This is a genomic window from Brevundimonas sp., from assembly GCF_030682035.1.
In the GTDB taxonomy this organism is placed as follows: Bacteria; Pseudomonadota; Alphaproteobacteria; order Caulobacterales; family Caulobacteraceae; genus Brevundimonas.
Genome location: NZ_JAUXQZ010000044.1, coordinates 81,038 through 94,799, shown reverse-complemented (window position 1 = coordinate 94,799; position 13,762 = coordinate 81,038). Strand labels below are relative to the sequence as shown.

Below are 13,762 nucleotides of genomic sequence, written 5' to 3'. Positions count from 1 at the left end.
GTCTGAACCCTCGGAGCTGACCCGCCCTCGGGACGCCCCGCCGCGCTTTCCTCGCCGCTCATCACTCGCCACTCGCCACTTTTGGGGGACGACATGAGAACCATACCCACCGAACTGGCCGCCCGCATCGAGAGCGGAGCGGCGAGGCTGTGTCATGCCTGGGTGTTGCGACGGGCGGATGGGACGGAACTGGGATTCACCGACCATGACCGGGACCTAGTGGTCGAAGGCGTGACGTGCCGGGCGGCGAGCGGCTGGACCGCGGGGGCGGCGGACAGCGCTGTTGGGCTCGTCGCCGGAGCGACGGCGGTCGCGGGCGGGCTGGACGATGCGGCGATCACCGAGGCGGACATCGGGGTAGGCCTCTACGACGGGGCGTCGGTGGCGCTGTGGCGGGTGGACTGGGACCGGCCGGATCTGAGGGTGCGGCTGTGGTCGGCGACGCTGGCCCGTATCCGGCGCGAGGGGGCAGGGTTCAGCGCCGAGCTGGAAGGGCCGCTGGCGAAGCTGGAGCGGGTGGTCGGCCGGACCTATGGCCGCGACTGCGATGCGGTGCTGGGGGACGGGCGCTGCGGCGTCAACCTTGAGGCGTTTCCGGGCGCGGCCTGTGACAAGCGATGGACGACCTGCGTCGGGACGTTTGCCAACAGCGTCAATTTCCAGGGCTTTCCTGACATTCCGGGCGACGACTTCCTGACCGCCGCGCCGGTCGAGGGCGGGCGTCATGACGGCGGGAGCCGGCGATGAGAGCGGCGGTTGTCGAAGCTGCCCGCGGCTGGCTGGGGACGCCGTATCGGCATCAGGCCAGCGTGCGGGGCGAAGGGGCGGACTGCCTGGGCCTGATCCGCGGGGTATGGCGCCAACTGGTCGGCGCGGAGCCCGAGGCGCCGCCGCCCTATCGGCCGGACTGGGCCGAGGTCGGGGGCGAGGAAACCCTGCTGGAGGGGGCCCGGCGCTGGCTGACCGAGATACCGGTCGAGGCTGCGGCAGGCGGCGATGTCGTGCTGTTTCGCATGGCGCCGGGATGTCCGGCCAAACACTGCGCGATCCTGAGCGACATGACCGGCGCGGAGCCGCGGATGATCCATGCCTACTGGGGGCGGACGGTGGTGGAGAGCTGGATGGGGTTGTGGTGGCGCCGGCGGCTGATCGCGGCCTTCCGCTGGCCCGGCGTTGAACAATCCGGAGAGGCCTGATCATGGCGCAGATGATTTTGGGCGGCGTGGGCCAGGCGATCGGCGGTCCGATCGGGGCCGTGATCGGCGCGACCCTCGGGCGGACGATCGACCAGCGGGCGATCTCCGGTCTGGAGCCGGCGCGGCAGCGAGGGCCGAGGCTGGAGACGCTGAAGGTGCAGGGGACGGCCGAGGGCGCGCCGATGGCCTGCGTGTTCGGGCGGGCGCGGGTGACGGGTCAGGTTATCTGGGCCGCGCGGTTCCTGGAGGGGCGCAAGACCTCGTCCGGCGGCAAGGGCGGGCCGCGAACGGTAGAGTATGACTATTCGCTGAGCTTCGCCGTGGCCCTGTGCGAGGGCGAGATCGACGGGATCGGGCGGGTCTGGGCCGACGGCCGGCCGATGGGCCTGTCGGGCGTGACGATGCGGGTGCATCACGGCGGGCCGGATCAGACGCCTGATCCGTTGATCGAGGCGGTGGAGGGGGCGGCGCCCGCGTATCGCGGCACGGCCTATGTGGTGTTCGAGGACCTGCCGCTGGGACCGTACGGCAACCGGCCGCCGCAACTGGCCTTTGAGGTGTTCAGACGGGCGCGGGGAGAAACGCCACGGCTGGAAGACTTGCTGGAGGGGGTGTGTTTGATCCCCGGGGCCGGGGAGTTCGTGCTGGCGACCGAGGCGGTGGTGCGGCGCGACGGGCTGACCCGGACGACGGCGGAGAATTTGCATACGGGCGACGGGCGGCCTGATCTGACGGCGTCGCTGGACCAGTTGCAGGCGCAATGCCCGAACCTGAAACGGGTCAGCCTTGTGGTCGGATGGTTCGGCGACGACCTGCGGGCCGGACACTGCACGATCCGGCCGGGGGTCGAGCGGGCGGACAAGGCGACGGAGCCGCTGACCTGGTCGGTCGCAGGGCTGGGGCGAGGAGCGGCGCATCTGATCTCGCAGAGCGACGGCGGACCGGCCTATGGCGGGACGCCGTCGGACGAGAGCGTGCGGCAGGCAGTGGCTGCGCTGAAGGCGCGGGGGCTGGAGGTCACGCTGTATCCGTTCGTGCTGATGGATGTGCCTGAGGGGAATGGCTTGCCTGACCCGTATGGAGGGGTGGAGCAGGCGGCCTATCCGTGGCGCGGGCGGGTGAAGGGCGAGGATGGCGGTGGTGCGGCTGCGGACATCGCAGCGATGTTCGGGACGGCGGGGGGATGGGGTCTGCGGCGGCTGGCGCTGCACTATGCGGCGCTGGCGGCGGAGACGGGGGTGGACGGGCTGTTGATCGGCTCGGAGATGCGGGGGCTGACGACGACGCGCGATGCGGGTGGCGGGTTTCCGGCGGTGGCGCAGTTGCGGACGCTGGCGGCGGAATGTCGGGCGGTGGTCGGGCCGGACGTGGCGATCAGCTATGCGGCCGATTGGTCGGAGTATGCGGGAGTGCGGGACGGCGGAGAGGTTCTGTTTCATCTCGATCCGCTGTGGGCGGATGCGGCGATCGACTACGTCGGGGTCGACTGGTACCCGCCGCTGGGTGACTGGCGGGCGGGCGACGGGGGCGTGGACGGCGAGATCTTCGCCGGGCCGGACGATGCGGAATATCTGGCGGGGCAGGTCGCGGGCGGCGAGGGGTACGACTGGTTCTACGCATCCGATGTGGATCGAGCGGCGCAGACACGGACCCCGATCGCCGATGCTGCGCACGACGAGGACTGGGTGTTCCGCGTCAAGGACCTGAAGGGCTGGTGGTCGAATGCTCACCATGACCGGTCCGGCGGGTTGAGGAACGCAGCGTCGACCGACTGGGTCGCGGGGATGAAGCCGATCCGGCTGACGGAGTTCGGCTGTGCGGCGGTGGACCGGGGCGGCAATGCGCCGAACCTGTTTCAGGATCCAAAGAGCGCGGAGAACGCCCTGCCGCCGTTCTCGACGGGCGCGCGGGACGACCGGATGCAGCGGCGGGCGCTTGAGGCGGTGTTGGGGCATTTTTCGGAGGCCGGCAACAACCCGGTCTCGGCGGTCTATGGCGGTCCGATGGTCGAGGCGGCGGACGCCTGGTGCTGGGACGCGCGGCCTTGGCCGTCGTTTCCGGCGCGCGAGGATGTGTGGGCCGACGCGGGTGGATGGCGGACCGGGCACTGGCTGAACGGGCGGCTGGCGGGAGAGACGCGCGACCTGATCGCGGCGGTGCTGAGGCGCGGCGGGCTGGCCGAGGACGAGTTCGCGATCGGGGGCTCCGCCGGCGAAGTGCAGGGCTATGTCATCGACCGACCGATGCGGACGCGGGATGCGCTGGAGCCCTTGCTGGCCGGTCTGGGCCTTGTCGCGGCGGAGCGGGGCGGCCGGGTGGCGGTGGTCGGGAACGAGGCAGCGTCCGCGACGCTGACGCCTGGCGCGCTGGCGCTGCCGGACGAGGGTGCGAGTCTGAAGGCGGAGCGGGTGCTGGAGCTGAGACCGGGCGCGGTGCGGGTGCGCTATATCGACGGAGAGGCGGAGTATCAGACCGGGTCGGTGGTGGTGCGTTCCGCGAGCGAGGGCGGCGGGGTCGATCTGGACCTGCCCGCGGTCTGTTCCGGGGCCCTGGCGCGGGCGGCGGCGGAGCGGGCGCTGGAGGCCGGAGGGGCCGATCGGCTGACGGCGATGCTGGGGCCGGTGGAGGCGCTGGCGCTGGAGCCGGGCGACACGGTGACAGTCGAAGGCCGGAGCGGCGGCTGGCGGGTGATGCGTCTGGACATGGACGAGACGCCGTCCGCGGTGCTGGAGTCGGTCTCGACGGTCCGCGTCGGGGAGGATGACGGGCGGCCGACGGCGGGCGAGGCGTCGGGTGTATCCGGCGCGCCGTTCTTGCGGATGATTGAACTGCCGCCGCTGATCGGGAGCGAGGACGACGGGCGGCCGATCGCGGTTGTGGCGGCGGACCCCTGGCGGCCGATGCGCGTGTTCGCCGGGGCGGACGCCCGATCCCTGACGGCAAGAGGCGATGTGGCGCAGCCGGCGACGGTGGGGGTGCTGGTCGAGGCTCTGGCGACCGGGGTGCGGCATCGCTGGGACGAGGCCAACACCTTGCTGGTCCGGGTCGAGGGGCGGGCGCCGGAGAGCCGCTCGGAAACCGCCGTGTTCGCGGGCGGCAATGCGGTGGCGATCGAGACTGGAGGAGGCTGGGAGCTGGTGCAGTTCCGGTCGGCGACCCTGGTGGGGGACGGGGTCTGGCGGCTGAGTGGCTTGCTGCGTGGGCAGCAGGGGACAGAGGCAGTCGGCGCGCCGAGCGGGGCGATCGTCGTGCTCCTCGATCAGGCTCCTGCACGGGCGGAGTCGTCGCGCGCGGAGCGAGGTCTGCCGCTGATCTGGCGGGCGGGGCCGGCGGGCGGACCGGCCGGAGGTGCGGGGGTGAGCGAGGTCGCGTTCACTGCTTTGGGCGTGCATGAGCGGCCATGGTCGCCGGTGCACCTGAAGGCGGTGGCGCGGACGGACGGCGGCATCGACCTGAGCTGGATCGCGCGGGCACGGGTCGATGGCGACCGGTGGGACGGCGAAGCGGCCGGGTCCGGGTCGTCGAGATTCCGGGTGCGGATGTTGGACGGTGCGTCCGAGAAGCGATTGTTCGAGGTCGAGGGGACTGCCACGACCTATGCAGCGGCCGATCTGAGCGTGGATTTTCCCGACGCGCCGGACGCGGAATCGCGCGCGGCCATCGCTCAGTGGCGCGATGGATATGGCTGGGGGAGGGAGGCGTTCGTCGCGCTGAAGCATTGATTTAGCCCACCTCCCTTTGCGCGGCGCGCGCGATGCCCTAACTGACGAAGCTGGCTTTCGATGGAGCGGCATTCGACGTGGCGGGCGATCCCTATAAGGAACTGGGCGTTTCGAGGGGCGCGAGCGCGGACGAAATCAAGAAGGCGTTCCGCAAGCTCGCCAAGGAACTGCATCCCGACAAGAACCCCGGCAACACGATCGCCGACGAGCGATTCAAGCGGATCACGGCCGCCTTCGACCTGCTGGGCGACAAGGACAAGCGGACGAAGTTCGATCGGGGCGAGATCGATGCGGACGGGCGCGAGCAGTTCCGCGGCTTCGGCGGCGGGGCGGGGGGAGCGCGAGGGGGTCCGGGTGGAAACCCGTTCGGCCAGGGCGGTGCGCGGCAGCAGGGCTTCGAGAACATTGACCTGGACGAAATATTCGGCGGCATGTTCGGCGGCGCCGCGCGATCGGGCGGCGCGCGGGCCGGCGGGTACGCGCCGAAGGGTCAGGACGTCAAGGCGACGCTTGAAATCAGCCTGGAGGATTCGATCTCTGGCACCACCCGGCGGATCCAGTTCTCGGACGGGCGGATGCTGGACGTGGCGATCCCGAAGGGGGCGGCCGACGGGCAGACGATACGGCTGAAGGGCCAAGGCGCGCCGGGGCGGGGCGGCCCCGCGGGCGACGCCTTGATCGAGTTGAAGGTCGCCAAACATCCGGTCTTCACCCGCGACGGGGCGGACCTCACGATGGATCAGCCGGTGGCCTTGTACGACGCGGTGCTGGGCGGCAAGATCCCGGTGCGGACGCCCGAGGGCACGGTCAGCATGACTATTCCCGCCGGTTCCAGCTCGGGCAAGGTGCTGAGGCTGAAAGGCCGGGGCGCCTTTGCGGACGGCAAACGCGGCGACCTCTTGGCCAGGCTGATGATCACCCTGCCCGAGGACAATGACGCCCTGACAAAGCTGGCGCAGGGAGTGCGTGACAAGGGTCCGATGCGGCCCTTCCGCGACTGATGGCGAACCGACCGAACCTCAAGCCGGAGCGGCCCTGGTTCTCGTCGGGGCCGACGGCGAAACGGCCCGGGTGGTCATCGCAGGCGATTCCACATGAGCTGCTGGGCCGAGGCATTCGCGCGCCGGAGGTGGTGGAGCGGTTCGCCCACGGGCTGAGGCTGACGCGGGACCTGCTGCAGGTCCCGGCGGGCTGGGTGCTGGTCTATGTGCCCGGGTCCGACACCGGGGCTGTTGAGGCGGCCATGTGGTCAATGCTGGGCGAGCGGCCGGTGCAGGTGCTGGCGTTCGAGAATTTCGGCAAGGTGTGGGCCACCGATGCGGTCGAGCATCTGAAACTGGCCCCCGAGGTGATCGCGGCGCCGTGGGGCGACTGGCCGGACACCTCGATGGTCGATCCGGCGAAGGACCTGGTATTTCCCTGGAACGGGACGACGTCAGGCGTGTGCGCGCCGAACGCGGACTTCATCGCGGACCACCGCGAGGGTTTGGTGATCTGCGATGCGACCTCAGCAGCCTTCGCCATGCCGTTGCCGTGGGCCAAGCTGGATGTGGTGACCTTCAGCTTCCAGAAGGCGCTGGGCGGGGAGGCGGGACTGGGCGTGGCAGCCCTGTCGCCGCGCGCGGTCGAGCGGCTGGATCGATATGCGCCGCCGTGGCCGGTGCCCAAGGTCCTGAGGCTGCGCGACGCCAAGGGTCTCGACAGGACCCTGGCGTCGGGGTCGATGATCAACACCTTCTCGGTCTGGACCATCGAGGACTGGATCGACGGCGTGGAGTGGGGGCTGTCGCTTGGCGGGCTGGAGGCGCTTATCGCGCGGACGCGAGCCAATGCGGCGGCGCTGGACGCCTGGGTCGGGCGGACGGACTGGATCGACTATCTGGCCGGGGATCCGGCGACGCGGTCGACGACGTCGGTATGCCTGAAGATCGTTGATCCGCGCGTGACGGCCATGGCCGAAGAGGCGCGGCAGGCGCTGGTCCAGCGGATGAAGGCGCTCGTCGAGGATGAGGGAGCCGCCTTCGACATCGAGAGTCACCGCAACGCGCCCGCCGGCCTGCGCATCTGGTGCGGCTGCACGGTCGAGACGGCGGACATCGCGGCCCTGACGCCCTGGCTGGACTGGGCGTTCGAGACGGCGTTGGCGGAATAATCGCCCGACGGCGGGACACCCGCCGATTCCCCCGCTATAGGCTGCGGCCGCATTCCGAAATCCCGGACAGCGGAGAACAGTCTTGGCGAACGTCGCGGTGGTCGGCGCCCAGTGGGGCGACGAGGGCAAGGGCAAGATCGTCGACTGGCTGTCGAACCGGGCCGACATGGTCGTGCGGTTCCAGGGCGGGCACAACGCCGGCCATACGCTGGTGGTGGACGGCAAGGTCTACAAGCTGGCGCTGCTGCCGTCGGGTGTGGTGCAGGGCAAGCCCTCGATCATCGGCAACGGCGTGGTGGTCGATCCCTGGCATCTGGTCGGCGAGATCAACAAGATCGAGGGCCAAGGCATCCGGATCAGCCCCGAAGTGCTGATCCTGGCCGACAATGCCTGTTTGATCCTGCCCATCCATCCGGCGCTGGACGTGGCGCGGGAAGCCGCCGCCAACGCGCCGGGCGCGCGGATCGGCACGACCGGGCGCGGCATCGGGCCGGCCTATGAGGACAAGGTGGGGCGGCGCGCGATCCGGGTCTGCGATCTGGCCAGCGCTGAAGACCTGAAGATCAAGATCGACCGGTTGCGGGCGCACCACGATCCGCTGCGGGCCGGGCTGGGGCTGGAGCCGATCGATCCGGAAGCGCTGCTGGGGCAACTGCTGGAGATCGCACCCAAGATCCTGCCCTATGTTCAGCCGGCGTGGCGGGTGTTGGACCAGGCGCGGCGGGACGGCAAGCGGGTGCTGTTCGAAGGCGCGCAAGGGGCCTTTCTGGACGTGGACCACGGCACCTATCCCTATGTGACCAGTTCCAACACTGTGGCCGGACAGGCGGCGGCGGGCTCGGGCATCGGGCCGCGCGGCGTCGGATACGTGCTGGGGATCGTCAAGGCCTACACCACGCGCGTGGGCGAAGGCCCCTTCGCCTGCGAGCTCAATGACGAGGTCGGGACCCATCTGGCGACCGTGGGGCGCGAGGTCGGGGTCAATACCGGCCGGGCGCGGCGTTGCGGCTGGTTCGACGCGGTGCTGGTGCGGCAGTCGGTGGCGATCAACGGCATCGACGGGATCGCCCTGACCAAGCTGGACGTGCTGGACGGGCTGAAGACACTGAAAATCTGCACCGGGTACCGCATCGACGGTCAGGTGCTGGACTATCTGCCGTCGAGCCTGAAGGCGCAGGCCGCCGCCGAGCCGGTGTTCGAGGAAATGGAGGGCTGGAGCGAGAGCACGGCGGGCGCGCGCAGCTTCCGCGACCTGAACGCCCATGCGGTCAAATACGTCCGCCGCATTGAGGAGTTGATTGGAGCGCCTGTGGCCCTGTTGTCGACCAGTCCCGAGCGGGACGACACCATCATGATGCACGACCCGTTTCGGGGTTAGGTACCGCGGGGTCGCTCCGCGGAATCACGGCGTTCAAGGGGCCTTAACCCGGCGTGGTTAAGCACGATCTCGGGAGTGGAGGTTTGAACCTTGTTTGCAGTTGACCGTCGTGTGCTGGCGAAGCTGGAGCCCGTGGTCAAGCGGGTGCTGATCGTCGATCCGAACCCTCATGCCGCCCGACTGCTGACCGACATCATGAAGGGGTTGGGCGCACGCGACATCGTGGTCCAGCCGGATGAGAAGCGCGCCCTGACGGCGGCGGCGGAGATGGAACCCGGCATCGTCTTCACGGAGCGTACCGGCGAAGGACTGGACGGCGAGTCCCTGGCGAGGGCGCTGCGGCGATCGGACATGAACTGCCGCCGTGCGCCGATCATTATGATCACGGCTGACGCGACCGCCCGCACGATCCTGGGCGCACGGGATTCAGGCATACATGAATTCCTGCGCAAGCCCTTCACCAGCGCTGACCTGTTCAAACGGGTCGAGAACGTGGCCCTGAAGCCCCGCGATTGGGTCGAGGCGGTCGGCTATGTCGGCCCCGACCGGCGCCGATTCAACTCGGGCGAATTCTCCGGTCCGGGCAAGCGCCAGGCTGATCGGCCGGCGAGCGGCGCCGCCGCCCAGGCCGCAGCCAAGGATCAGGCCATGCGTATCCTGGCCGCCGCGCTGGACCAGTTCGACAGCGATCCGATGCAGGCGGTGCGCGCCGTTCGGGAGCAGGCCGCGACATTGAAGGCGCTGGCCATGACGGTGTCGGACTCCCGCCTCGCGGTGGCCGTGGGCGCGCTGGAGGTGTCGATGGCGTCGGGACCGCCGACCAAGGCGACGCTGGCGGCGCCGATTGGAACCCTGCTCGCCATGCATCAGATCGAACCGGTCGCCCGCGCCGGCTGACGCGGCTAGCGCAGCAGACGGGCGAAGGCGTCCGTGATCCGGGGCCAGACCACCGAAGTCGGGTCGATGACCTCGAAATGCCCTGCGCCCTCAAGGACGACAGACTGAGCCGGATCGCCGCGGGCGGCGGCGGCGGCGGCGTAGTCCCGGCCGAAGCGGGGCGGGACGATCGGATCCAGGGCGCCCGAAATCACGACCTGGCGATCCCCCAACGGCAGCAAGACGGGCGGGGAGGTGTCGGCGAAGACGTCGCGTCCGCCCGGTTGCTGGACGCCGACCAGGCCGTCGATGGTCGAGGGGCCGCCGCAGGCGTCGGGACCTGTCCGGCGGTAGGCGTCGAGATCGGCGATGCCAGCCAGGGACACCACGCCCCGGATCGGCAAGGGATCGCCCGAACGCAAGGAGCTTTCCGGGGGCAGGCGGTCGCGCGCCGCGCTCCAGAGCGCCAGATGCCCTCCGGCGGAGTGGCCGGAGACGGCGACACGGCGAAGGTCCAGGCTGTGCAGCGGGGCAAGGACGCGGAGGTGGTCGAGGCCTGCCGCGACGTCCTGGAAGGTGCCGGGATAGCCGCCGCCGGGGTGGCCGATGCGGCGGTATTCGAGGTTCCAGACGGCATAGCCCCGGTCACGCAGGTCGGCGGCCATATAGTCCATCAGCTCGAGGCCCGGCAGGTCGGCGCGCCAGCAGCCCCCGTGAATCAGGACGATGACGGGATGGCGGCCACGCCCGCGCGGCAGCCACAGCTCCCCGAACTGGAGCGCGCCGGGGCCGTAGGCGATGCGCTGATCAGCGGCGGCGCGGGGACTGGCCAGAAGTTGGCTGAAGGTGATGGGCGTGCGGGTCTCGACGGGGGCGATGAGCGTCGGCGACGGGGCGCAGGCGGTCGACGCCAGCAGGCCGGCCAGGGCGGCGGTCATCAGACGCATCGGAAGTCCTGTCAAAGTCGCCGTTTCACCGGGGCGGCGGGTCACTGTAGAGAGCAGGAGCCGTCCGGCAACCGGAGCCCGAAAGAATGACTACGCGACAGGACTGTCTCGACCGGGACGCAGCCGATCCGCTGGGCGCCGTGCGGGAAGGGTTCTGCCTGCCCGAGGGCGTGATCTATCTGGATGGCAACTCTCTCGGCGCCTTGCCGGTCGCGGCGGCCGATGCCGTGAGCGACGCGGTCGGGCGGCAATGGGGCGAAGATCTCATCGCCAGCTGGAACAAGCACGGCTGGATCGGCCTGCCGCAGAAGGTTGGGGGCAAGATCGCGCGCCTGATCGGTGCGGAACCGAGCGAGGTGGTGGCAGCGGACTCGGTGTCCGTGAACCTGTTCAAGCTGGCGGCTGCGGCTGTGGGCGCCCAAAGTGGGCGGCGGGTGGTGTTGACCGAGGGCGGGGACTTTCCGACGGACCTGTACATCCTGCAGGGGCTGGTTGGGATGATGCCGGAAGTCGAGCTGAGAGTGGTCGCGCCGGGCGGGATTGAGGCGGCGCTGGATGACCGGGTGGCGGTGGTCCTGCTGAGCCACGTCCACTATCGCAGCGGCGCAGTGCGCGACATGGCGGGACCAAGCGCGGCGATCCGGGCCGTGGGCGCCCTCAGCCTGTGGGATCTGAGCCATAGCGCGGGGGTGCTGGATGTTGATCTGAACCGCGACGGGGCCGATCTGGCGGCCGGCTGCGGGTACAAATATCTGAACGGCGGTCCGGGGGCGCCGGCGTATCTGTTCGTGGCGCAACGACATCAGGCCGCGCTGCGCAATCCGCTATCGGGCTGGATGGGTCATGCGCGGCCGTTCGATTTTGTGGACGACTATGCGCCGGCCGCAGGTATCGACCGCTGGCTGTGCGGGACGCCGCCGATCCTGAGCCTGACCGCGCTCAATGCCGCGCTGGACGCGTTCGACGGCGTGGATATGGCCGCGATGCGGGCCCGGGCCGGGGCTTTGGGCGATCTGTTCATCGAACGGGTCGAGGCGCGATGCGCCGGTCAGGGTCTGGCGCTGGCCAGTCCGCGCAGGGCGGCGGCGCGGGGCGGGCAGGTCTCGTTCAATCATCCGCAGGGGTGGGCGGTGATGCAGAACCTGATCGCGCGCGGGGTGATCGGCGATTTCCGCAGTCCGGACGTGATCCGGTTCGGCTTCGCGCCGCTGTATGTGCGGCACGTCGATGTCTGGGATGCGGTCGAGGTGCTGGGCGAGATTCTCGACAGCGTTAGCTGGCGGGAAGAGCGGTTTCAGAGGCGGGCGGCGGTGACCTGAAGGCGGGCGGCCCGGCTGGGCCGCCCGCGCGCGAGGTCAGGCGTCAACCAGGTTCCGCTCTTCGGCGGCGGCGCGCATCGCCTTCTGCAGCTTTTCGAAAGCGCGGACCTCGATCTGGCGCACACGCTCGCGCGACACGCCGTATTGGCCGGCGAGTTCCTCGAGCGTGACCGGATCATCCTTCAGGCGGCGTTCCGTGAGGATGTGTTTCTCCCGGTCGGTCAGCTCCTGCATGGCTTCTTCGAGCAGGCCCATGCGGATCGATTTTTCCTCGCTCTCGGCCAGGGCGGTTTCCTGCGACACTGCGGTGTCATCGGCCAGCCAGTCCTGCCACTCGCTTTCGCCGTCCGACCGGATCGGGGCGTTCAGCGAGGAATCGCCGCCGAGGCGACGGTTCATGTTGGTGACCTCCTCCTTGGAGACGCCCAGTTTGGTGGCGATGGCCTCGAGGTGTTCCGGACGCAGGTCGCCTTCCTCGAAAGCCGAAATCTGACTCTTCGCCTTACGCAGGTTGAAGAACAGCTTCTTCTGCGCCGCTGTGGTGCCCATCTTCACGAGCGACCAGCTGCGCAGGATGTATTCCTGGATCGAGGCGCGGATCCACCACATGGCGTAGGTGGCCAGGCGGAAGCCCTTGTCCGGGTCGAATTTCTTCACGGCCTGCATCAGGCCGACATTGCCTTCGGAAATCACTTCACCGATCGGCAGGCCGTAGCCGCGATAGCCCATGGCGATCTTGGCCACGAGGCGCAGGTGGGAGGTGACGAGGCGGTGGGCGCTCTCGGCGTCCTGGTGCTCGGTCCAGCGCTTGGCGAGCATGAATTCTTCGTCTTTCGCAAGCATGGGGAACTTGCGGATTTCCGTCAGGTATCGCGACAGCCCCTGTTCAGGCGACATCACCGCGAGTGATCTAGCTACAGCCATTTGGTCCCTCCGACCGTGTAAACGAGCGGGTTCTTCGGAAGCGGCCACCCAATGTGCACCGTCGCCTCACCCCTCAACCGATGAAATAGGGTCGGGTTTCCGCACTTGTCAGTGGCGGATGGTCACACGAAAGCGTGACCGTTGCCCCGGCGCCACGGCACCGAATGACGGACTGTATAGCGGAGGGTGCGTCCTTAATCAAGACTAACCTCGCCTCTTACAAGGCGGCCAGCCCCTGTTCGAGCAGGCGCATGTCTTCCGGCGGGGCAGTCTCGAAGCGCAGGGCCTCGCCCGTCACCGGGTGGATGAACCCCAGAACCGCGGCGTGAAGCGCCTGTCGGGTCAGGCCGGCCGCGGCGATGGCGGCGCGGACGGCGTTGGTCGGGCTGCCGGAGCCGTAGACCGGATCGCCGAGAATGGGCGCGCCTTTCGAGGCCATGTGCACGCGGATCTGGTGTGTACGGCCCGTGTGCAGGGTGCAGGCGACGCGAGCGGCCTGTGGCTGGGCGCCCGGTTTGGCCCCCTTGTGCGTCGGGGCGCCATAGACCTGTTCGACGACATAGTCGGTGACGGCCTCGCGGCCGCCGCTGTTCAGCACCGCCATCTTCTTGCGATCACCGGTCGAGCGGCCGAGGTTTGAGGTGACGCGCCCCTCGCGGGGCATGGGCATACCGCGGACCAGGGCGATGTAGGTCCGCTCGATGTCGTGGGCGGCGAACAGGGCCGACAGACCAGCGTGGGCGGCGTCGGACTTGGCCGCGACCATGACGCCGGAGGTGTGTTTGTCGAGCCGGTGGACGATGCCGGGACGGGCGACGCCGCCGATGCCGGACAGCGAAGCGGCGCAATGATGCAGCAGGGCGTTGACCAGAGTACCCGTCTCGCTGCCGGGGGCCGGATGCACGGCCATGCCGGCGGGCTTCTCGATGACGATCAGGTCGGCGTCCTCGAACAGGACAGTCAGAGGGATGTCTTCGGGCTGGGGGATGGCGGAGATGACAGCCGGCAAGGCCACGGCGTAGAGGCCGGGCAGGGCCTTGGCCGAGGCGCTCGACACAGGTTGGCCGTCGCGGGTGACCACGCCCTCGGCCAGCAAGGCCTGGAGACGGGCGCGGGACAGGGTCGGGAAGATGTCGGACAGCGCCTTGTCGAGGCGGGCTCCGCCGGCCAGGAGTCTCGCCTCCAGCACCGGTGGCAGGTCCTCGTCGGTCTCGAAGTCTTGGATCAGGGTTTCGTCGGACAAGGGGG

At 69.5% G+C, this 13,762-nt stretch carries 11 protein-coding genes; 8 read left to right on the top strand and 3 right to left on the bottom strand.

Annotated elements, in window-relative coordinates:
• Positions 1 to 93: 93 nt before the first annotated feature.
• From Q8K49_RS11930 to Q8K49_RS11900, 7 genes are all read left to right on the top strand, one after another.
• Entirely contained in the window at positions 94 to 747 is a 654-nt protein-coding gene (locus Q8K49_RS11930) for a DUF2163 domain-containing protein (protein WP_305306296.1), read from the top strand.
• The gene (locus Q8K49_RS11925) at positions 744 to 1,196 is read left to right on the top strand and encodes an NlpC/P60 family protein (protein WP_305306295.1); all 453 of its coding nucleotides are present in this window, start codon (positions 744 to 746) and stop codon (positions 1,194 to 1,196) included. Before Q8K49_RS11930 ends, Q8K49_RS11925 begins: the two co-directional genes overlap by 4 nt.
• Positions 1,197 to 1,198: 2 nt before the next feature.
• Positions 1,199 to 4,918, top strand: a complete 3,720-nt coding sequence (locus Q8K49_RS11920) for a glycoside hydrolase/phage tail family protein (protein WP_305306294.1) — start codon at positions 1,199 to 1,201, stop codon at positions 4,916 to 4,918.
• Positions 4,919 to 4,995: 77 nt separating this feature from the next.
• Positions 4,996 to 5,919 (top strand): DnaJ C-terminal domain-containing protein, encoded by a 924-nt coding sequence (locus Q8K49_RS11915; protein WP_305306293.1) that lies wholly within the window; start codon positions 4,996 to 4,998, stop codon positions 5,917 to 5,919.
• Positions 5,919 to 7,070 carry a phosphoserine transaminase gene (locus tag Q8K49_RS11910; protein ID WP_305306292.1) on the top strand — a complete coding sequence of 384 codons (1,152 nt, stop codon included), beginning with the start codon at positions 5,919 to 5,921 and terminating at the stop codon, positions 7,068 to 7,070. Before Q8K49_RS11915 ends, Q8K49_RS11910 begins: the two co-directional genes overlap by 1 nt.
• Before the next feature lie 82 nt (positions 7,071 to 7,152).
• Positions 7,153 to 8,448, top strand: coding sequence for an adenylosuccinate synthase (locus tag Q8K49_RS11905; RefSeq protein WP_305306291.1), 1,296 nt, complete (start codon positions 7,153 to 7,155; stop codon positions 8,446 to 8,448).
• 90 nt (positions 8,449 to 8,538) lie between these two features.
• Complete coding sequence (locus Q8K49_RS11900) at positions 8,539 to 9,345, top strand: two-component system response regulator (RefSeq protein WP_305306290.1); 807 nt, start codon at positions 8,539 to 8,541, stop codon at positions 9,343 to 9,345.
• Positions 9,346 to 9,350: 5 nt separating this feature from the next.
• On the opposite strand, the gene Q8K49_RS11895 is transcribed toward Q8K49_RS11900, so the two are convergent.
• Positions 9,351 to 10,271, bottom strand: a complete 921-nt coding sequence (locus tag Q8K49_RS11895) for a S9 family peptidase (RefSeq protein WP_305306289.1) — start codon at positions 10,269 to 10,271, stop codon at positions 9,351 to 9,353.
• 86 nt (positions 10,272 to 10,357) lie between these two features.
• Here Q8K49_RS11895 and kynU point away from each other — a divergent pair, with 86 nt between their 5' ends.
• Positions 10,358 to 11,590: a kynureninase gene (kynU, locus tag Q8K49_RS11890; protein WP_305306288.1), complete on the top strand. Its 1,233-nt coding sequence runs from the start codon at positions 10,358 to 10,360 to the stop codon at positions 11,588 to 11,590.
• A gap of 36 nt (positions 11,591 to 11,626) precedes the next feature.
• Here the strand turns inward: kynU and rpoH are convergent, their stop codons facing one another.
• Both rpoH and Q8K49_RS11880 read right to left on the bottom strand, forming a co-directional pair.
• Positions 11,627 to 12,514: an RNA polymerase sigma factor RpoH gene (rpoH, locus tag Q8K49_RS11885; RefSeq protein ID WP_305306287.1), complete on the bottom strand. Its 888-nt coding sequence runs from the start codon at positions 12,512 to 12,514 to the stop codon at positions 11,627 to 11,629.
• Positions 12,515 to 12,731: 217 nt separating this feature from the next.
• Positions 12,732 to 13,757, bottom strand: a complete 1,026-nt coding sequence (locus Q8K49_RS11880; RefSeq protein WP_370867776.1) for an RluA family pseudouridine synthase — start codon at positions 13,755 to 13,757, stop codon at positions 12,732 to 12,734.
• Between the last annotated feature and the right edge of the window lie 5 nt (positions 13,758 to 13,762).

Bases quoted from the DNA above. Each gene is read 5' to 3' on its own strand.
- rpoH (WP_305306287.1), bottom strand. From the start codon at position 12,514: ATGGCTGTAGCTAGATCACTCGCGGTGATGTCGCCTGAACAGGGGCTG.
- Q8K49_RS11920 (WP_305306294.1), top strand. From the start codon at position 1,199: ATGGCGCAGATGATTTTGGGCGGCGTGGGCCAGGCGATCGGCGGTCCG.
- Q8K49_RS11930 (WP_305306296.1), top strand. From the start codon at position 94: ATGAGAACCATACCCACCGAACTGGCCGCCCGCATCGAGAGCGGAGCG.
- Q8K49_RS11910 (WP_305306292.1), top strand. From the start codon at position 5,919: ATGGCGAACCGACCGAACCTCAAGCCGGAGCGGCCCTGGTTCTCGTCG.
- Q8K49_RS11925 (WP_305306295.1), top strand. From the start codon at position 744: ATGAGAGCGGCGGTTGTCGAAGCTGCCCGCGGCTGGCTGGGGACGCCG.
- kynU (WP_305306288.1), top strand. From the start codon at position 10,358: ATGACTACGCGACAGGACTGTCTCGACCGGGACGCAGCCGATCCGCTG.
- Q8K49_RS11895 (WP_305306289.1), bottom strand. From the start codon at position 10,271: ATGCGTCTGATGACCGCCGCCCTGGCCGGCCTGCTGGCGTCGACCGCC.